At 69.8% G+C, this 19486-nt stretch carries 23 protein-coding genes; 17 read left to right on the plus strand and 6 right to left on the minus strand.

Annotated features, from left to right (window positions below):
• Positions 1-7: 7 nt before the first annotated feature.
• From STRNI_RS11415 to STRNI_RS11440, 6 genes are all read right to left on the minus strand, one after another.
• On the minus strand, positions 8-355 hold the full coding sequence (locus tag STRNI_RS11415) for an SH3 domain-containing protein (protein ID WP_277411173.1): 348 nt from the start codon (positions 353-355) through the stop codon (positions 8-10).
• A gap of 148 nt (positions 356-503) precedes the next feature.
• Positions 504-1259: a hypothetical protein gene (locus STRNI_RS11420; RefSeq protein ID WP_277411174.1), complete on the minus strand. Its 756-nt coding sequence runs from the start codon at positions 1257-1259 to the stop codon at positions 504-506.
• 28 nt (positions 1260-1287) lie between these two features.
• Complete coding sequence (locus tag STRNI_RS11425) at positions 1288-1989, minus strand: hypothetical protein (protein ID WP_277411175.1); 702 nt, start codon at positions 1987-1989, stop codon at positions 1288-1290.
• An 18-nt stretch (positions 1990-2007) separates the two neighbouring features.
• Complete coding sequence (locus tag STRNI_RS11430) at positions 2008-2481, minus strand: hypothetical protein (RefSeq protein WP_277411176.1); 474 nt, start codon at positions 2479-2481, stop codon at positions 2008-2010.
• A complete protein-coding gene (locus tag STRNI_RS11435; protein WP_277413235.1) occupies positions 2478-3035 on the minus strand; it encodes a DUF4913 domain-containing protein in 558 nt (185 codons plus the stop codon). The genes STRNI_RS11430 and STRNI_RS11435 overlap by 4 nt, the downstream gene beginning before the upstream one ends.
• Before the next feature lie 248 nt (positions 3036-3283).
• On the minus strand, positions 3284-4039 hold the full coding sequence (locus STRNI_RS11440) for a DNA-methyltransferase (RefSeq protein WP_277411177.1): 756 nt from the start codon (positions 4037-4039) through the stop codon (positions 3284-3286).
• Between the two features lie 508 nt (positions 4040-4547).
• On the opposite strand from STRNI_RS11440, the gene STRNI_RS11445 reads away from it, so the two are divergent.
• From STRNI_RS11445 to STRNI_RS11525, 17 genes are all read left to right on the plus strand, one after another.
• Complete coding sequence (locus STRNI_RS11445; protein WP_277411178.1) at positions 4548-5666, plus strand: C40 family peptidase; 1119 nt, start codon at positions 4548-4550, stop codon at positions 5664-5666.
• Positions 5667-5787: 121 nt separating this feature from the next.
• Positions 5788-6105, plus strand: a complete 318-nt coding sequence (locus STRNI_RS11450; protein ID WP_109893083.1) for a DUF6112 family protein — start codon at positions 5788-5790, stop codon at positions 6103-6105.
• On the plus strand, positions 6105-6782 hold the full coding sequence (locus STRNI_RS11455; protein WP_277411179.1) for a hypothetical protein: 678 nt from the start codon (positions 6105-6107) through the stop codon (positions 6780-6782). The genes STRNI_RS11450 and STRNI_RS11455 overlap by 1 nt, the downstream gene beginning before the upstream one ends.
• 32 nt (positions 6783-6814) lie before the next feature.
• Positions 6815-8152, plus strand: a complete 1338-nt coding sequence (locus tag STRNI_RS11460; RefSeq protein WP_277411180.1) for an SCO6881 family protein — start codon at positions 6815-6817, stop codon at positions 8150-8152.
• Between the two features lie 72 nt (positions 8153-8224).
• Positions 8225-9697, plus strand: coding sequence for an SCO6880 family protein (locus tag STRNI_RS11465; RefSeq protein ID WP_277411181.1), 1473 nt, complete (start codon positions 8225-8227; stop codon positions 9695-9697).
• Positions 9698-9745: 48 nt separating this feature from the next.
• Positions 9746-10216, plus strand: a complete 471-nt coding sequence (locus STRNI_RS11470; protein ID WP_277411182.1) for a DUF6238 family protein — start codon at positions 9746-9748, stop codon at positions 10214-10216.
• Between the two features lie 21 nt (positions 10217-10237).
• Entirely contained in the window at positions 10238-10765 is a 528-nt protein-coding gene (locus STRNI_RS11475; RefSeq protein WP_277411183.1) for a hypothetical protein, read from the plus strand.
• 45 nt (positions 10766-10810) lie between these two features.
• Positions 10811-12325, plus strand: coding sequence for a VirB4 family type IV secretion system protein (locus STRNI_RS11480; protein WP_277413236.1), 1515 nt, complete (start codon positions 10811-10813; stop codon positions 12323-12325).
• 14 nt (positions 12326-12339) lie between these two features.
• Entirely contained in the window at positions 12340-12909 is a 570-nt protein-coding gene (locus tag STRNI_RS11485; protein ID WP_277411184.1) for a hypothetical protein, read from the plus strand.
• Positions 12910-12936: 27 nt separating this feature from the next.
• Positions 12937-13725, plus strand: a complete 789-nt coding sequence (locus STRNI_RS11490) for a hypothetical protein (protein WP_277411185.1) — start codon at positions 12937-12939, stop codon at positions 13723-13725.
• A 50-nt stretch (positions 13726-13775) separates the two neighbouring features.
• Positions 13776-14510 carry a glycosyltransferase family 2 protein gene (locus tag STRNI_RS11495; protein ID WP_277413237.1) on the plus strand — a complete coding sequence of 245 codons (735 nt, stop codon included), beginning with the start codon at positions 13776-13778 and terminating at the stop codon, positions 14508-14510.
• Positions 14503-15615: a hypothetical protein gene (locus STRNI_RS11500; protein ID WP_277411186.1), complete on the plus strand. Its 1113-nt coding sequence runs from the start codon at positions 14503-14505 to the stop codon at positions 15613-15615. Before STRNI_RS11495 ends, STRNI_RS11500 begins: the two co-directional genes overlap by 8 nt.
• A gap of 149 nt (positions 15616-15764) precedes the next feature.
• A complete protein-coding gene (locus tag STRNI_RS11505) occupies positions 15765-16106 on the plus strand; it encodes a hypothetical protein (RefSeq protein WP_277411187.1) in 342 nt (113 codons plus the stop codon).
• A 56-nt stretch (positions 16107-16162) separates the two neighbouring features.
• A complete protein-coding gene (locus STRNI_RS11510) occupies positions 16163-16606 on the plus strand; it encodes a hypothetical protein (protein ID WP_277411188.1) in 444 nt (147 codons plus the stop codon).
• An 80-nt stretch (positions 16607-16686) separates the two neighbouring features.
• Positions 16687-17688 (plus strand): hypothetical protein, encoded by a 1002-nt coding sequence (locus tag STRNI_RS11515; protein ID WP_277411189.1) that lies wholly within the window; start codon positions 16687-16689, stop codon positions 17686-17688.
• A gap of 86 nt (positions 17689-17774) precedes the next feature.
• Entirely contained in the window at positions 17775-18872 is a 1098-nt protein-coding gene (locus STRNI_RS11520; RefSeq protein ID WP_277413238.1) for a hypothetical protein, read from the plus strand.
• Positions 18873-18966: 94 nt separating this feature from the next.
• Entirely contained in the window at positions 18967-19464 is a 498-nt protein-coding gene (locus STRNI_RS11525; RefSeq protein ID WP_277411190.1) for a hypothetical protein, read from the plus strand.
• Positions 19465-19486: the final 22 nt, after the last annotated feature.

The raw sequence follows: 19486 nt of genomic DNA on the forward strand, positions 1-19486 counted from the left end.
GGCTAAATCAGTCGAGGCACATGTAGACCTGCCGGTAGACGTAGGTGCCGGAGACCCAGCCCCTTTCACCGGTGTTCGTGTCGGTGATGTAGTGCCAGTTGCCGCGGGTCTTGTGGACGGTGAACTTGTGGCCGCGGTACAGAATCCCGACGGCGGAGGACTTCGACGACGCCTTCGAGCGGATGGTGACGGCCTTCGTACCGATCACCCACGGGCCAGGCCGGTCACACGGCCGGGCGACCTGGGCACTACTCGCCGCGGTAGCCGGGGCGGCCGTAGCCACCGCCGCCGAGGCAATCGGCAGGGCGAGAACGCCGAGCATCGCGGCGGATACCGCAATTCGGGTTGAGCGCATGCGAAATAAGCCTCCTTAGGGAAGGGGGAATTCGTGGAGAGGCGGCCAGATCTGTCGTCCCGGCGGCCATATAAGAGTCCGGAGAATCGCCGGTTTGGCCAACCGGCGATCGTCGGCTATGTTTCGCCGCGCACGGTGGCTTTGAGGCTTATCGTGATCGGCCCGGCGGGTGTGGAGCAGGCGCCTTCGGTGCGGGAGCGGTCCGGGCGAATGACGTGGCCGGCCTGACGGGTGGGAGCGGTCCGGCCGTGCCGCTGAGCCGGTCGTCACACCACTGGAGCGCTTCTTCGACCGTGTCGAAGCCGCCCTCGCGCAGGCTGTAGGTCCACGCGTTGGAATCGAGTTCCTCGGCCACGACGCGGTACTCGGACGGGGCCTGCTCGTCCAGGGCACGCAGCGCCACCACGATGACCGGGTCGCCCGGGTCGTCGCAGGTGTAGGAGTACCCGAGTGCGAAGTGGTCTCCGTCGGTCATGAGCCGTCGCTCCAGGGCCCGCGTCGCCTCGTCCGCGGGCTTCGGGCCCAGCTCCGGGTTGAGCCCGATGGACTGCGGCGGGCAGCCACGGTGGATCAGCCACGACTGCGCCATCGCGGGCAGTGGCAGCAGAGCTCGCTCGAAGCGGAACGTCTTTGACTCAAGGTCGCGTTGAAGGTGAAGAGCGACGTACTGGGGGTGGCCTGGTACGTCCCAGGTGGCCGAGGAGTCGTGCAGGACGTAGAAGCTGTGGACGCCATCGGCAGTGTGGTGCTCGCCGAGCGGGATGAGGTGGTCCTCGATCAGGACGATCTGACCGTAATAGTCCTGGGTGGTCTTCTCGTCGGCCCCGAAGCCGTCAAGCCGTGCATCCAGCTCAGGCGCGTGCCGACTTCGGTCGTCAGGCGGGTTTGATTCGGTAGCTGACATGGAGCCTTTCGATGGGGAATCGGCGCGGTCAGCGCCGATGAGCTGAGGTGGTGGGCCACGCTCCTGGCCGGGTGATCCTCGTGGCCGCCTCGGTCGCCGGCATGCGGCGGGCGGAGACCAGCGCGGTGCGCCCGGCTTCGGTCAGGGCGAGCGGCTGGCCGGCGTGGAGGGGATGGCTGGTGTCCCGTGAGATGAGCCCGGCCGATTCGAGCCGCTTCAGCTCGGGATAGGGGATGCGGATGCCGGCGGCAGTAGTTGCCGAGATCCGTCCGGTGTGGAGGTGCTGGTAGAGCTTGGCGCCGCCGATGATGGCCAGCAGCGCTGCCTGGTCGGCGGCTGGGATCGGTTCGCTTCTGGCCGCTGGCGCTGTGCGGGCGGCGGACTCGATCGGCTCAAGCGCAGCGATCACCTGCGGAGCGGCGGCGTCGCGTTCGTCGGCGGCGTTCTCCAGCTGTTCCACGGCTCTCTTGATGCGCTCGAACAGGGCTCCATCGATCGGGAACTCGCCGCTGGTCAAGCGGTGGAGGTGGGTGCGGTAGAAGGTCACGGCGGTCTCGGCCTGGGCCAGTTCGCGGTGCCGGTCGACCAGGCGGGCGTGCGGCTCGTCGAGAACGCCGCGGTCGCGGCGTTCTCGCAGGGCATCGACGTCGTGGCCGGTGCTGGACTCGATGCGGTGGTCGAGCTGGGAGACCGCGCGCCGGGCGGGTACCGGCGCGGGATCAGGAGGCATAGGCAAGGCTCCGTGTATTCAACGGGCGTGATGGTGCGAGGGTGCCTGTGGGAGGTGGGGCAGGCCCGGTACCGCGGAAGGCATGGGCGCCGGGCGGCAGGTCGTGAGCTGCGGGGAGCTGGAGCGGGCCGCGTGGGTGCGCGCGCTCAGCGGCCGGCTGGTCATCCCCAGGCGGCGTCCGACGGTGTCGTAGACGTCGTTGCCGGCCCGTGGCCGCACAGCGACGACGTGGATCTCCTGTCGGTAGGTGGATGTCTCGGGCGCCGGACGGAGGCCGTAGACGACGCGCCAGTCCTTCCGGGAGTCGACAAAAAGTTTGCGGTAGCCCTCCAAGTCACCCGTGAGCCGGAGCCCGAATCGCTCCGCGTTCACCACTTCTTGCAGGTACGCGAGGGTGAGGTCGCGGATGTCGGTGGGGGCTTGGAGGAGGTCAGTGAGGGCACGAGGATCGAAGCTCAGGCCGAAGGCCGGCTGATGCTGCCCCCGGGTCATGACGTCAGCTCGTGCTCACCGGACGCGGATGGCTCCGGCTCGGTCTCTGTCGCCTTCTCGGCTCGCGCCGATGGCGGAGGTCCGGGAAGCACCCGGTGCGCGGGTCGGTCCGGGGAAGTCATGCACGCCGACAGCGGACCGCCTGGCGAGCGGATCGCGGCGATGGTGTGGGTCAGGAAGTCCCGGTGCCATACGAGCATCCCCGACGGGCCCGCTTCTGGGTCCTTGTGCTGCTGGTAGGCGAGCCACAGGGCATGAAGCCAAGCGACGACGTCGGTGTGCTCCTGCCACTGCAGGCACCAGGGGGTCGCCGTGGTGACCTCCGTCCCGTAGGCGGGCAGGAGGAAGTCATCCACCCAGTCCGAGAGGCCGTCGAGTTCGTCCTCGTACGCCTCGCCCTCCAGTTCCAGGATGGGACGGGGCTCCGGCGGCGCTGCCGGGACCGGTCCGCCGGGCGCCGGCAGGCCGAACGCCGCGAACGGAGAGCCGCCCCCGGCGGCCGGGGTGGAGGAAAGGTGATCGAGCTGTTGGGCCTGCTGGGCCGACTGCTCCATCAGCCGTCGGACGCTGGCCTCTATCCCCTCCAATTGAGCATCTGGAATGCGGACCGGTTCCAACTCCCCGTCGACAGGGGGTTCTACGGATTCAGGCATGAAAGGAATGGCCTCCTACGAGCCGTGGAAATGGGGAAGCGGGAAGTGTGGTGAGCAATTCCGCCCTCGGACTCTCGGCAGGGCGCTATGGGGTGCCGCCAGGTCCGCGAAGGGTGTAAAACTCCGCCGCAGGTCGTGCCGTTGTGGCGTCAGGCAGTGAGCGTCACGTCGTCCTGGGTGAGGGTTGTGCGGATTGTCTCCGTCAAACGGTCGGCCGCGATCGAGGCGTAGTGCTGCGTCTTCTCTACGCCGATGAAGTCGCGGCCTTCCAGCAGGGCCGCCACCCCCGTGGAGCCGGAGCCGGCGCAGAAGTCGAGCACCGTGCCGCCCTCGGGGCTGATCTTGACCAGCTCGCGCATCACCTCGACGGGCTTTTGCGTGATGTGCTGGCGCTGTTTGCCCGACGGCTGCGAGGCTGAGTACAGCCCCGGCAGGTAGACCGGGTTACGGGAAGCGTCGATGGGACCGTTGCTAGCCCAGACGATGAACTCGCAGTTCTGGGTGAAGCGGCCCTTCTGGGGCCTGGCCTGCGGCTTGTGCCAGGCCAGCACACCCCGCCACAGCCACCCGGCCGCCTGGATCGCATCTGTTGTGACGGGGAGCTGGCGCCAGTCGGTGAACAGCAGGGCGGTGCCACCCGTCTTGGTCAGCCGGTGCGCCTCGGTCATGATCTGCGTCAGCCAGAAGCCGTAACTGCGCTGGTCCATGTTCTCGCCGGTGAAGTCGGCGAGGCCATGGCCGGCATCGGCGGATGTGTACTTCTGCTTCGCGCTGCGGGTGGTGCGTTCCTTCGCCGTGCGCCCGCCGGAGTTGTACGGCGGGTCGGTGATGACGGAGTCGACGCAGTCGTCTGGAAGGTCGGCGAGGACGCTGAGAGCGTCGCCCTGGTGAAGGGAAAAGGGCAAAGAGAACCCCGATTCGGGTGGGAGCTTGAGGTGGAATAGCTCCCCATCGCACGTGTAAGTCCCCGCGAGCCGGATTGGGAATGCAGAAACCCTGGGCTACGAGCGGGAGGCGAGGGGAGTCCCAAAACTGTAGAGGCGAATGCGCCGACGACCAAGAAGTGCCGTACTGAGGTGCCGGATTCCGACCCCTCACGTCGACTTTTTGGTCAGCTGCCGATCTGGGCCTACTGTTTTTGAACTGCCCGGCGCACACCGCCGCTGGCTGTCCCCCACCCTGCCTCACGGAGGTTCCCCCTGCCCCGGCACCCCTAACTCGCCTCCTGGCCGGCGCGGCGAGCGGCAACTCGCCAAAGCCGACCAACACCTCGACCGCCCACCCCGGCCGCCGCGCCCCCTCCACCACTCCAAGCGCACGCGGCACGCCGGAACTGCACCCGAAGGACACATTCATGACCTCTCGCTACCCACCCCTGCCCGAAAACGGTGATCTGCGAGCGGGCCGCACGGGTTGAAGGCGCTCGCCGCTGGCCTCGGCGTCGTCGTCCTCTCCCCCGTACTCCTCTTCGGCACGGCCACGATGATGGCCACTGCCAGCCAAGCCGCTCAGAACAGCGGCCAGTTCGGTGATTGCCTCCCCGCGGGTGACACCGGTGCGGTCACGAAGAAGATCACCAAGATCCTCGACGGCGCGGACAGCAAGCACGTCCACATCAAGGACCTCACGCTGCCCGCGACGCAGATCCCCAACGCCCAGACCATCGTCACCACCGGTATCAGCCTCAACGTGCCGGCCCGTGGCCAGGTCGTCGCCCTGGCCACCGCGATGCAGGAATCACGCCTGCGCAACCTGGACAGCGGCGACCGCGACTCGGTCGGGCTGTTCCAGCAGCGGCCCAGCCAGGGCTGGGGCACCGCCCAGCAGCTCCACGACCCCGTCTACGCCACGACGAAGTTCTACAAGGCACTGGTGAAGGTTCACGGCTGGCAGCAGCTGACCGTCGCCCAGGCCGCCCAAGCCGTCCAGGCGTCCGGCTTCCCCGAGGCGTACGCCAAGTGGGAAAGCCTGGCCACCGCGCTGGATAAGGCCATCACCGCGTCCCTCCCCCACTCCGCCCAGGGCAAAGACCCCAAGGGCGCGTCATCGGGCGCCTCCTCAGCGTGTGTCCCGGGCAAGGACGGCTCCAGCTGGGGCCCCATCCCCGAGGGCACCGTCCCGAAGGGCTACAAGATCCCCAAGGACGCCGATCCGAAGGCCCGCAGGGCGATCGAGTGGGCGATGCACCAGCTCGGCACGCTCTACCAGTGGGGCGGCACCTGCACCGCCGCGCACGGGCCTGACCCGATGCGCCGCTGCGACTGCAGCTCGCTGATGCAGCAGGCGTACGCGCACACCGGCGTAAAGCTCACCCGCACCACGTACACGCAGGTCCACGAGGGCAAGGCCGTCTCCGCCACGCGCCTTCGCCCAGGCGACCTGGTCTTCAGCCGCGGCACTGCCTCCCGGCCCGAGCACGTCGGCATGTTCATGGGCGACGGCCTCGTCATCGAGGCTCCCAGGACCACCAAGCCGGTCCGGATCACGCCGATCACGGACTGGACGATTCTCGCCGCCCGCCGCGTCCTCTGACGCCGCCTGCCTGGCTCGTCGCCTCTCCTCCCCCCCGGAGCGCGGCGCCTCCCCCCTTCTTTCTTCTCCCCTTCCCGCCGGGCCGGGTCTCACCGGGCCTGCGCATGCAAGGAGCTTTGCCATCACCACGTCACTCGTAGACCGCGGGGTCGTCTACCTCGCCTACAACCCTGGCATCACACCGCAGGGCGGTGGCCTGCCCGGCCTCTCCGTCCTGAAGTCCGTCGTCAACAGCATCAACCTCTTCGGCATCATCGCCGTGGTCGGCGCCCTCGCCGTCTCGCTCGGTGTGTGGGCCTGGGGCCATCACTCGGGCGGCCACCAGGCCGAGGCGAACGGCAAGAAGGGCGCCACCGTCTCCGCCGGTGCCGCCCTCGGTCTTGGCGCCGCGAACGGAATTGTGGCCTTCTTCAGCTCGCTGGGGTCGCAGATCCACTGATGCCCAAGCCCCCCTCTCCCCGATCCGCGTACGGCTTCGGCTGGCCGGTCAACCGACGCATCGCGATCGGCGCCCTCGCCCTGACCGTACTGCTCGCCATCGCCGCTGGCGTCGCCTTCCTCACCGGCAGCGGCGAGCAGCACCCGGACCACCCCACCCCGACGAACAGCTCGTCGTCGCCGGCCGACCCCGCGCCGGACCGGCCGGCGAAGACCGGGTCGGTGCCGAAGCCGCCGCGGACCGCTGAGCCGGTCGCCTACGCCAAGGCCGCCGCGAAGATGCTGTGGTCCTACGACACCCGGAATACCAGCCGTAACCAGCAACTCGACGGCATGCAGGCGTGGATGACCGGCGAGGCGAAGTACGCCGACTGGAACTCAGTGTCCGGCCAGGTCCCTGATCCGGTGCTGTGGTCGCGTATGGCCGACCAGGACCAGCACGCCACCGGCACGGCCGCCGAGGGCCACTTCCCGAGCACGTTCAAGCAGGCCCTGGCGGACGACCCGTCAGCGATCACCGAGGCGTACGTCTACGTCGTCACCGTTAACGGCAAGCAGAAGATCGCCTGGAAGAAGCACGGCGGCGGTGCCGAGGACCGCGCCATCACGCTCGCCGTGCAGTGCCGGCCCCACCACGACTGCTCCCTGGCCGCCATCGCCCCCCGCGTCGCGCTCTGACCGCCTGATCCCGAAAGGAGGGACACGCTCCCATGGGCTTTTGTGACTTGCCCCTGGCGGACAAGGTCTGCTCGGCCACCGACGCAGCCGGCGATGCGATCGACTTCGCCTCCAACCCTGGCAAGGCGATCGGCAGCTGGATCGCCAAGAGCGCCGGCGAACTCGCCGCCGCGGCAGCCGACCTCGCCGCGAAAGCCGTCAACTCCACCACCCATGTCGACCTGGGCGCCGGATGGTTCCGCGACAACTACGAGATGTTGCTGCCCATCGGACTGACCATCCTGGTCGCCACCTTCTGCGCGCAGCTCATCCGTGCCGCCGTCCGACGCGACGGACAAGCCCTCGCCCAGGCGTTCACCGGCACGATGAGCGGCGTCCTGTTCACCTTCGGCGCCGTCGCCGCCACCACCATCGCCATCGAAGTGGTCGACGCCCTGTCCGACGGGCTCTTCAAAGCCTCACACCAGTCCATCGAGACGGCCGTGCGACGCACCGTGAAGGTCTCGGAGATCGGCGCGCTCTCCAGCTTGGGCTGGATGGTCGCCACCGTGGCCAGCCTCGGAGTCGCCCTCGGCGCCGTCCTGTACTGGTGCGTGATGATGGTCCGCAAGGTCGGCATCCTCGTCATGGTCACCCTCGCCGTCTTCGCCGGCGCCGGTGGCGGCTGGGAAGCCGCCCGCCGCTGGCGTAAGGGCTGGATCGAAGCCACCGCCACCCTCGTGGTCTCCAAGCTGCTGATGACGATCATCTTCGTACTCGGCGTCGCCGCGATGGGCAACACCTCGCCCAAGGGTGGGCTCGGTGCGCTCGCCGATGTCTTGTCCGGCATCGTGATCATGGTCTTGGTCTTGCTCTGCCCCTATGCGGTGTTCAAATTCGTGCACTGGGCGGCCGAGGGCACAGACGGGGAGTCGATCCACCGCGCCGGTGGTGCCGGTGCGCAGATGGCCCGGCAGCATGCCGAGCGTGCCGGACGCAAGGGCGCCTCCATGGCCGCCACAGCCGGAACCGGCGGCGCAGCCGCCGGGGCAGGCGCAGCTCCCCAAGGCCCCGACGCAGGTTCCGGAGACTTCCCCGGCGACATCGCCGCCACGTCCTCCGGCGGAGACTCGGGGGTCTCGCCAGGCGGTGACGCCGCCAAGTCGGGTCTGGAGAAAGCCGTCCAGCCGCCGCCGACCAATGCCGCCGATGACACCAGCGGTCACGTAGGCGGAAGTTCAGCAGCAGGTGGCTCCGGACAGGGCGCCGCAGCCGGCCAGGCCGGCGGATGGCAGGCCACGCCGCCCACCACGACCCCGCCGCCACAGGGGGCACCGCCCCCCGGCTCACAGCCCGTCAGCGCCTCCCCGCCGCCGCCGACCGGCCCCTAACCCCTGCCCGACCCCTGGGGGCGGGAGGTCTCCGTCTCCCGCCCCCAGCCCCGCGCTCAGGACCACCGCTCCTTGTCTGATCTCTCCGTCGCCCCGGTCACGGTGAAATTTCCTCACCGGTCCCGCCGCGGCATCCTCCTCGGCCTCACTCTTCCCCAACTCACCCTTGTCTCCGGTGCGCTGGCGCTGCTTCTGGTGACCGTCGTGACGACCGGGCTGCTCGGCGCCATCGCCCTCGCACCGCTGTGGGCGGCCGTCGCCGCCCTGGTCATGATCCGTCGGCACGGCCGCTCATTGATCGACTGGGCCCCCATCGTGGCCCGCTACGCAAACCGCCGCCGCACCGGGCAGACCCTCTGGCTCGCCCGTCCCATCACCCGGCCCCGGCAGGACGGCGTCCTGCACCTGCCGGGCACCTCCGCCTCCCTCAAGGTCGTCACCCCCGGCGACTCCGCCACCGGCTCCGCCGCCATCCACGACCCACATCAGCAGACCCTCACCGCCATCGCCCGAGTCAGCAGCCGCGCATTCGCCCTGCTCGACCCCGCTACGCAGAACCACAACGTGACCGGGTGGGGCCGAGCACTGGCGGGCATCGCCCGCACCGGACACGTCGCCACCGTGCAGGTACTGGAGCGCACCGTCCCCGACAGCGGCGACACCCTCGCCCGGCACTGGACCCAGCACGGCCGGCCCGACACCCAGGTCGCCGGGCAGGTCTACTCCGAACTGGTCGCCGCCGCCGGACCCGCGGCAGCACCACACGAGACGTACCTCGCGATCTCCCTCGACCTCAAGGCCGCCAAACGCCTGATATCGCAGGCCGGCGGAGGACTGCCCGGCGCCTTCACCGTGATGCAGCAGACCACAGCCAGCGTCGCCCAGGCCGCCCGGAACGCCGGACTAACGGTCACCGGCTGGCTCAGCGCACGGGAGATCGCCGCCGTCATCCGCACCGCCTACGACCCCAAAGCCCTGTCGGCCCTGCAGCAGTGGTCCGAGACCGGCCGCGCGGAAGCCGACCCCGCCGCCGCCGGACCCGTCGTCCAAGTCGAAGACTGGGACCGACTGGCCACCGATTCCGCCCGCCACGCCACCTACTGGGTGGAAAACTGGCCGCGCGTCCAAGTCGGCGCCGGATTCCTCCACGGCCTGATGTTCACCGCCGGGGTCCGCCGCAGCCTGTCCCTGGTGTATGTGCCCCAGGGAATCGAGTCGGCGCTGCGCGACGTCCAACGCCGCAAATCGGCCATCATGGCCGACGCCAGCGAACGCGCCCGCCGCGGCCAGGTCGACAGCGAAGAGGACAGCGTCGAATACGCCGACGTCAAGCAGCGCGAGCGGCAGCTCATCGCCGGACACGCCGATGTCGCCCTGACCGGGCTGGTCACCGTCACCGCCGACACCGACGACCTCCTCGACGCCGCCTGCGCGCAGATCGAGACCGCCGCCGTCACCGCCGGTGTCGACCTGCGACGCCTCAACTACCAGCAGCCCGACGCCTTCGCCGTCACCGCACTGCCGCTGGCTCGCACCACCCTCTGACTCCGCCGCCCTCTCCACCGATACGGCGGCAGCAAGGACCCCGCCCCTTTGAACTCGCCTACGCATACCGACGACGCGCACCCCTACCTCCGCGCCGCCACCGCCGGGATCCGCCACCACACGCGCAGCCTCGCCTCCCGAGCCCAGCACACCCCCTCGTCCGCGGACCGCGTGCACCTCGACGTGCTGCACGCCCACCTGACCGCGCTCCACCAGCTGCTCGACCAGCTCGCTGAATCCTCCCGACCGCCACATCCCGCCGCCGGCCGACACCTCGCCACCGCCCACACACGGCTGTGGCAGACCGCCGCCGCCGTGCACGACGCCTTCCACCTCCTGCCCGTGGCGGACGAAACCTCGGCAGACACCGAGTGCCACCCCGAGCGGCTGCCCAAGGGCCCACCGGTCCTCACCATCTGCCAGCGCCATCTCGCCGCAGGTCACGTCGTCCGCCGCAAAACCACTCCGAGCGACCTCAACACCCCGCTGCACGGCCACACCGCCCCCAGCAGCCAGTAACCCACCACCGAAAGGCACCAAATGCGCGCCCTTAAGCGTTCCACCTCCACCGCGGCCATCCTCGCCGCGCTCGCCGGCACCGCCGCCCTGGCCACCGCCGCACCGGCCTCCGCCGCCAGCTACCACTGCACCACCAGCAGCTACACCGTCGACGACCCGTCGTTCAACCCCGACTCCGACAACTGGGACTTCGACGTGAAGCTGTGCGCCAAGAGGAGCGGCGGCTACATCTACACCACGGCCAAGGTCAACTGGGACGGCCCCTACTCGGCCCCGAAGAACCGGTTCAACAAGGCACGCTTCCACCTGCAGACCAAGCGAAGCGTGAAGGGCACGGACCCGGTCGTGAAGTACGCCAACTACACCGGCCTGGAGCGCGCGCTCGAACACAGCAGCAACAACGGCAACGGCTCGTACGAGACCGGGACCCTCAAGCACAAGGCGGGCTCCAGCCGTTACCTCGCCGACGGCTACATCGAGCTGGACTGGGCGGGCGATGGCAAGGGCTACCGGAAGCCGCTGATTTTCCGCGCCTCCCCGCGCGTCTGACCCCGCACCGCGTCCAGACCGTCATCACGTGAAAGCCGCCCTGCCATAAACCACCGACCCGCGCGCCGCGCCCGCCGCGCCAGCGCCAGCCCCCTGTTCACCCCGCATGGCACGGACCGCGCGTCCCGGAAAACCGCCCGCCGCCGCCTCGCCGAGGCAACCGCGAAGGCCCGCACCGAGGCCGCCGTCCACACGGCAGGCGCCGCACCCGTCGGACCCGCAACACCCGCGCCCCTGTACCCGCTCAGTGGGCGCCCCGGTCCCGCCTCTGCCCGCGGCAACCGTCTGAAACTGGCATCCCACCGCATGACCACCGCCATTGCCGCCGGCGCGTACCCCTTCCTCGCCGAAGGTGGACTCGGCGCGGAAGGCATCTACATCGGGCGCGACGTCCACGCCGAAGGCAGTTTCGTGTTCGACCCGTTCGCGCTCTACGGCCGTGTGGAGGGCTTCACCAATCCGAACGTTTTGCTGGCAGGGGTGATCGGCCAAGGCAAGAGCGCGCTGGCCAAGAGCTTCGCCCTCCGGTCGGTCGCCTTCGGCTACCGGGTCTACGTCCCCTGCGACCCCAAAGGTGAGTGGACGCCTGTAGCGCAGGCACTGGGCGGTACGTCCGTCGCGCTGGGCCCCGGGCTGCCCGGCCGCCTTAACCCCCTGGATGCCGCGCCCCGCCCGGAGAGCATCCCCGAGGCCGACTGGGTCGGCGAGATCCGCAAGAGGCGCCTCCTCCTGCTCGGCTCCCTGGCCCAGACCGTCCTCGGCCGGGACCTGCTGCCCATGGAGCACACCGCCCTCGACGTCGCCCTCAACGCCGTGGTCACCCGCGCCCAAGCCGCCCACCGGGCCCCGCTTCTCGGCGATGTCGCCGCCGCCCTCAACGACCCCACCCAGCTCGACGAAGCCGCAGGGATGATGTCCGGACGGCTCGGCGAGGCAGCGTCCGACCTCGCCCACGCCATGCGGAGATTGGTCCACGGCGACCTGGCGGGCATGTTCGACGCACCCTCCACCGTGCGCTTCGACCCCAGCACACCGATGCTCACGATCGACCTGTCCCGGCTCGGCGGAGGCGGTGACGACACCGCCCTCGTCCTCGCCATGACCTGCGCCTCCGCCTGGATGGAGTCCGCCCTCACCGACCCGCGCGGCGGCCGACGGTGGATCGTCTACGACGAGGCATGGCGCCTGATGGGCCATGTCGGGCTGCTGCAACGTATGCAGGCCCAGTGGAAGCTCTCCCGCGGCCTCGGCATCGCGAACTTGATGGTGATCCACCGGCTCAGCGATCTGCTCACCGCAGGCGACGCCGGATCACAAGGCCGGGCGCTGGCCGAGGGCCTCCTCGCCGACTGCTCCACCCGCATCATCTACCGCCAGGAGACCGACCAGCTCCACGCCGCGGCCTCCCTGCTCGGCCTGACCTCCGTCGAGATGGAAGCCATCGCGCACCTCAACCGCGGCAGGGGCCTGTGGAAGGTCGCCGGACGATCTTTCATCGTGCAGCACCTCCTGCACAGCCACGAGCTGGCACTCTTCGACACCGACGCCCGCATGCATTGAAAAGCAAGAGGCTCATGAATCCCGATGTCCAGCGCGAACTGATACCTCGCGACGACACCCTCCACCTTATCGCCGCGCTCGACGACATAAAGGCCAAACTCCTCGACGCCGCCCAGCAGTGGCAGCTGCTGGACGGCACCGGTCATGTGCCAACCACGCCGTCCTACGCCGAGCTGATCCAGCACGCCGCCGACGCCCAGGCCCTCTCCCGCTCCGTCGTCCAACTGACTGCCGACTTCGCCCGGACCGATCACAGCACGAACCGGGTCGGCAGCACCGTACTCGCCCACCTCTCGACGGCGGCCACCATGTCGAGCCTCGCCGCACCGCACTTCGCAGAGACGGCGGAGACCGCCCTCTCCCTGCGCCGGCCCTCCGGCCCGACCGATAGGCAGAACCAGGAATACCGCATGGTCATCGACCACGCCACGGCGCGCGCCTACCTGCGGCGCACATCGGAATCGCTCCGCGACGCGGCCAAGGAACTCAACAACCACCTCGACATCCACCGCTTCTTCCCGACACCTGCCTACCGGAAGAGCCCAGCGCCTCCACCGCCCAAGCCGAGCACACGCCACCGCTAACCCGAACCCCTCGGCCCCAAGGAGCCCATGCCCCACCACCGCGCAGACCTGTCCTCCTTCGCCTCCGCCCTCGCCGCCCGCCTGCCCGGCACCTGGACCAGTGAATATCGCCAGCACGCTGCCTACCGCGACCAGTTCCCCCTCGGGGAAGAGGTCTGGGACAACGGCCTCGTCAGCTGGGCGTTGTCCGAGTTCGTCCTCCGCCACCACGCGCAGCTCGACGGCCCCGCCGGCCAACGGCTCTGCGTCATCGACAGGCCACTGCACCGCCACCAGTTCCTCGTCGCCCCCCTCCGGCCCGATGACAGCCTCAAGCCGCACCACTTCGACCGTGTGATGGAGCCCAACGGCATCAAGGTCGCCAGGGACCCGCTGCGTGCCGCCGTCGCAGTCACCCGACGCCTCCTGCCCCACTACAGGTGCGCCCTGACCGCCGTACGCCGCAAAGCCCTGGCACAGCCCGAGCCGCCACTGCTTCACGTCCCGCCCGAGGCGGGCCAGGTCGTCACTCTGGTCTGGTACGAGGACGGAGTGCTGGGCACCCCATATGCGTCCGTGCCCGAGGAGGCACGGATGCACCTGTACGCGCACGGCTTCCAGTACCACCCGCACCGAGCGGCCTTCCTTCTGCCCACCGCGTACGGCGAGGCGGGTCGTGCACTTCGCATCCAGGCGGTAGCACACCAGCTCGCGACGCAGGGCATCGGCGTGAATCTCCGCCACGCGGCACCGGCCACCAACCAAGTCCCACCCGCGGCGCCGAGGACCGCTCCCGCCACTGCGCCGGGCAAGCCCCGAACTTCCGCACGCCGTTGACCCCATCCGCCCGCTCTCCGGAGATCGACCTGCCCGCACCCCGCATCACGATCGTCACCGCGACCCGCCTGCACGACGACCGTCTCGACTACCTGACCGCCATGCACGTCAGTCTCACCCGGCAGGCCGTGCCGTGGGAGGCGGTGATCGCCATCGACGGCGCCGACCCCGCCCGCCTGCCGGCGCCGCTCGTGACCGACCCGCGCATCCGCACCCTTGCCCTGCCCCGGCCCGTCGGAGCCGCCTGCGCCCGCAACCTCGCCCTCACCCAGGTTCGCACGCCCTATGTGAACTGGGCTGACGACGATGACGAATTCACCGACGATGCCATGGCGACGCGGCTCAATGTTCTTGAATCAACCGGAGTGGGTTGGTGCGCAGGATGGAGCGAGGACCGTCACCCTGACGGCTCGACCTCCCTGTGGCGCTGTCCCACGCCGCCCGGCCTGCACGAGGCCGGTGATGTGTGGACGTACTGGAAGCGCCCGTCGGACACCATTCCGATCGGTCCCACCACGATCCTGGCTCGCACCGAGCTGGTGCGGGCGGCGCCGATGGGCGGCCTCGTCCAGGGCGAGGACTACATGGCGGCCGTCGGCGTGACCAGCCTCGCCCCGGGCATCCTGCTGCCTGTCCCGGTCTACCGCTACCGCAAACACTCTGGTCAGATGACCAAGCAGGCCACTTACGACCAGTTGGAAGCCGCGTCCCGCGAGCACGCCTGGAACTACGGCCGCAGCCTGCGCGCCGCCCTCCAGACCGGGGAGGCCCTCGCTCGTGGCTGACGCCCAGATCATCCTCACCGACAGCCGGCACCACGGCGTCGTCGCCCTCGCCTCCGGCGAGAAGTACCCCTGGGCACAATCCGCCTTGGAAGAGAGCGGATTCCAGCGCGGCGAAGCCGGCGTCTACCGTCTGCCGGACAGCGAGTCAACCGCTACCCGTGCCACCGTGGCCGGTCTGATCCGGTGCGCTGAACGGCGCAACACCACCGTCAGCCTCAGCAGCCGGCAGTTCATCGGCGACATGGCTGACCACATCGCCCGCCTGCTGCCCGGCAATTGGCAGGCGCAGGTCGAGGTCTACTCCCATCCCCTGTGGCAGGAGGATCTCGTGCCGTGGCTGTGGGACAGCGGCGAACTCGGCCGCGCCGTACGCGCCACCCGCCTCCCGTACGCGGCCACGCTCACCAACGCCGATACCGGCACCGCCCTCCTACTCGCCGAGCGTCCCGGGCACCGACGCGACTACCTGGTCGGGGCCTTCGCGCCCATGCCTCTAGAAGAGGGCTACGGTGACCCGCACGCCCCGCGCAGCATTGTCCTGCCGCCCTCCCCCGGCCTGGCGGCACGAGCAATCATCGACCGGTATCTTCCCGCCTACGAGCGTGCCGTCCATGCCCGTAGCACTGACGCCGTCGCCGAGGCGCTCGCCCGCCTCCGCAGCCAGCGCAACATCTGGACGGCCATGGTCGCCTCCAGCCAGTACAGCGACGCCACCCCGCTCGGTTTCGATGCGCTCGGAACCTCGACGGAGGAGTTCCTGGACAACTCCTGGCGCGACTTCCTCACCGTGCTCGACCACGCGCCCGCGCTGCTGGACCGGTGCCAGCCCGCCACCACCCCGTGGCCCGAGGACGCCACCGCCCTCGCACGTCTGGCGGGCGCCCTGGCCGACGCCGAGGCCGTACACGAAGAACTGGCTGCCGGCGTTCCGTTCACCCGCGGCGAGCGCAACACGCGGACCTGGCCGCCCATCGAGACTTGGCTCATCCACGGCGAGGTGTTCCTCCGCCAGGCGCGCACCTGCGCACCGCGTGTGCGAAACGGCCTCACCGCCCCGGCCCTGCCTAGCGCCCTCCCGTCGGCTGCCCCCGCACCGCGCCGCTGAGCGCCCCCAAGGAACTTCATGACACCCCACGACACGGCTATGGTCGACGGCGCTTTCACATCAGCCCTCGGTACCTGACCGCTAACTGGCCGGCCCAACACCAGTCGTACCTCGTCGGCTTCGCCACCATTCGGGCGTGGCCGTCCCGCATGAGCGCAACCACGTTCACGGCCACGAGCCCCTGCGGGCGTCTCACCCTGCATCACGACCGCCGGGCCGAAGGCCGCGGGCTCGACCCCATCCTGGTCATCACCGCGCGGACGGCCCCGACGCAGCAATGGGTTGACGTCGATGAGCTCGGGCTTGCCGGTTTCCATGCCCGCGACGGTCATGCCTTCATGATCGGCGGTCCCGCCGGCTCCCCCGCGGCTCCGCTGCAGGGGACGACGAAACGTCCCGCCCAGGGCGTCCTCGGCCACCACCGCTGGCGCACCGTCGATGGGCCGCAGCCCAGCCCTCCGCACGGGCGGTGTCCCCCTCCCATCCGCTAAGGACAGCCGCCCGCCCATCGGTGCCCGCGCCCAGCCACGACAGAAAGCTCCACACCTTGGACTCATCCACCCACTTCACCTTCGGCACTCACCCCGACCACGGCTTCGTCGCCACCGCCACCGCAGCCATGCCCGCGCATCTGGCCCATTGGTTCCTGGTGCGGGAGCAGTTCGAGCCCGTCCCCGACCAGCCGGGCCTCTTCCGGCTCACCGAGCCCGAGCGCGATGGTCCGCGCCGCACCCGGCAGGCCGTCCACGACCTGCGTAGTCACGGCTACGGCGTGCAAACCGAGGTCGCCCTCGATCCGGCTGCCTCGGCCAGTCCGCCTCGCCCCGTCCGGTCCAACGGGCTGTCGGAGCGTAGCCGGATCGCGCAGGCCGCCGCCGGCCGGTCACCGCAGCACGGCATGACACCGCCGCCCGCACGGTCAGCCCTGCCGGAGCCCAGCTACACGCCCACCGCCCGATTTCCTACCTCTGCCCCCGGCCGGTTGCGATGACGGCCCGGCCCCAGCCGATGCGCCTCACCTACGGCGGGGCGCCCTGGTCCATCGGCGCAAACGAAGGACCGTCGCCTGACGTGACCGCCAAGATCACTCTCCACCGCACGGCCCGCAGCGCTCTTGCCGGCCACGCCTCCGGTGCCGGCCACCAGTGGGCCACGACCGCCCTGGAACTCGCAGGCTTTGCCCCAGCTGATGACGGCATCCATCACCTGTCCACGGACGATCCCGACCAGACCCGCCAGGCACTGCATCAGCTTCGCCAGTCCGCCCGCGACCTCGACGTCACGGTCACCCTGAGCCCCCAGCCCTATGTCGGCGACGTCGCCGCCGATCTCGCGCAACGGCTGCCCGGCCACTGGGAAGTGGACCTCGTGCCGCTCCCCGAATCAGACCAGCAAGAGGGCCTCCTGCCCTGGGTCTGGGGCCGGGGGCCCCTCACGAAGGCCCTGGAGTGGGATCGCATCCCCTGTGCCGCCCGCCTTACCAACGACCGCACCGAGCTGCTGCTAGTCCAGCCCTCCAGTGACAACCAGTACGTGGTCGGGGCCATGCTGCCCAGCCCGGACGATGTCGAGACCTTCGCCGACGGGCCCCGGAGCATCAGCGCAGCCACCAGCGATCTGGCCGCCGACCTCGTACAGAGCCAGCTCCTGCCGCAACGCCGGGAGGCGGTCTTCTCCTCACGCCTCGCCGAGGCCGACAACGACCTGCGCTGGGCCCAGCAAACCTACGAGCCCGGAGACGTTGTCGAACCCTATCCACAGATGCTGACCTGCGGTCTGCGCCGGTTCCTCACCCATGCCCCCGAGCTGATCGCATACCTGCGAGGACCAAAGACAAGGCACGCCCTGACCGCCCACGAGGCCGAGTTTCTCGACTACTTCGAGGCAGCCCTCGGCCACACTCAGAAGGACGGGGACGAGGCGATGGCGCTCTGGCTCACTGAGGGCGAGCAACTCATCGAACTGGTCAGGGCCGCTCCCGATCGCCCGACCACTGTTACGCAGCCGGCCACACCGACCGCTATGCCCGTTCCGCCGCCGGTGGCCGTGACGAGTACGGGACGGGCCCGTTGACCGCCCGGAAAAAGCAACCGATTCCCGGACCTCCCTCACCCTCGACAGCCGAACTCGCCTTCCGAGCCCTCGACTTCCGGCTGCGGATGGCCGTCATCGACCGCGAGGTGGAGACCGTGCTCGACACCACCCGCGACCGCTACGGCCGGACTGTCCACCATCACACCGCCACGGCAGCCCGGGCACGCCGGAACCACGCAGCCATCGAGGCATACGCCATGGATCTTGCCCCGCGCGCCGACGAACTGCTGACCGCCGCCCACCGCGCTCTCGACAAGCTGCCTCCCGCCCGGCACACCGCCGCGTGGCGAAGCGTCCTCGACAGCCTCGCCACGTCCCACGCCGAGATCGTCCGCGTCCTCGATGAGCCCGCCACTCCTGGCTCGGACGCTGAGCGCGAGCAGCACGCAGAGGTGTGGCCGCATCTCGCCGCCTGGGCCGACCACGGCTCCATCGCCGCCGACCTCACCGACCAGCATCACCAGCCTGCACCCGAACTGGCCGACGAGGAACGGCAGATGTGGACCGAAAGGGCCCAGGCTGCACAGAGGCATGGTGAGCTGGAGCTGATGGAGTCGTGGTACGCCGCCGACGGCCGACGGATCACTCTCGCCTATCTGGTCGAGGACGACACCTCCACCGTGGTTGCGTTGGCCGGTGACCCGGATGGGCCGGAGTGTCAGGTGATCGGGCACTACGACAACGAGTACGCGGCCGGGCAGGCGCTACCGCGCCCCGTTCCCCCTGGGGTGCTGCGGCCGGACGTCTCGCGCTTCAACCGCCCGGAGCCCGTGCCCGAGGTGTCCTTGCAGGAACTGCGCCGGGATGTCGTCGAGGCCCGCACCGCAGCGGACGTCTCCGAAGCTCTGCTCACCGCGGCCCAGCACGGCTACGACGCGGGCCCGCTGGTCCGCCTCCATGAACTCTTGGAAACCGCCAGCCAGTTCGCCTTCGCTCTGGAGAGCGTGCAGGGCCGCCAGGTCGCTGCCCGGCTCGCCGCGCTCGGCCGACAGGTCGAATTCCTCACCCGCGAAGTCCACGAGGCAGCCGAAGACCTTGGCGAGACCATCGCAGTCCTGCCGCCCCACCGCACCCCCGCACCGCGGATTCGACCGCGCCCCGCCCTGGACACCACACCGCCCGCACCGCCGCCGCGCACCACAGCAACCGCGCGCCATCGCTAGAGCCCCGTTCCGCCTCGGTCGACGCACCGACGCAGGCATGCCTGAGCAGGCACCCAACTTCCCGTCCTTTGCTCGTCTTCAAGGAGATTCACCTATGGCTGTCCGTACGCATTGGATCACCGAACACTCCTGTGGCCACTCGGTCACCCACGACCTGTCCGACCGCCCAGCCGACCGGCGGGCCGGCTTCGCCCGCTGGCTGTCGGGGAGGGACTGCACCGACTGCTGGAAGGCGGCGCGTGACGCCGACACCGCGTCCAAGGAGCAGTGGCTCGCCGCCAAGCGCGCCGAGGAGCAGCAGGCCGCCGCCGAATGGGCCGAGAAGTTCGACATGCCGCCGCTGGAGGGCCCGGACAAGGCCCTCGACTGGGGGCAACGCTCCCGTCACCAGCTGATGGCCGCCGCGCACACCGCGCTGGTCATCGAGGGCGCCTGGGATGAGGCGGACTGGGCGGAGCTGGAGGAGAAAGCCCGCTCGATAACCCGGGCTGGCTGGTGGATCGACCAGCGGGACGCGGACGGCTCCGACCTGCTCGAACTCCTCGACGCGGCCAGCGAGGCAGACCGCGGGACGGAGAACCCGTTCCGCTGACCGGGCGCAACATAGACGACGA

Origin of the sequence: Streptomyces nigrescens, assembly GCF_027626975.1 — a bacterium.
In the GTDB taxonomy this organism is placed as follows: domain Bacteria; phylum Actinomycetota; class Actinomycetes; order Streptomycetales; family Streptomycetaceae; genus Streptomyces; species Streptomyces nigrescens.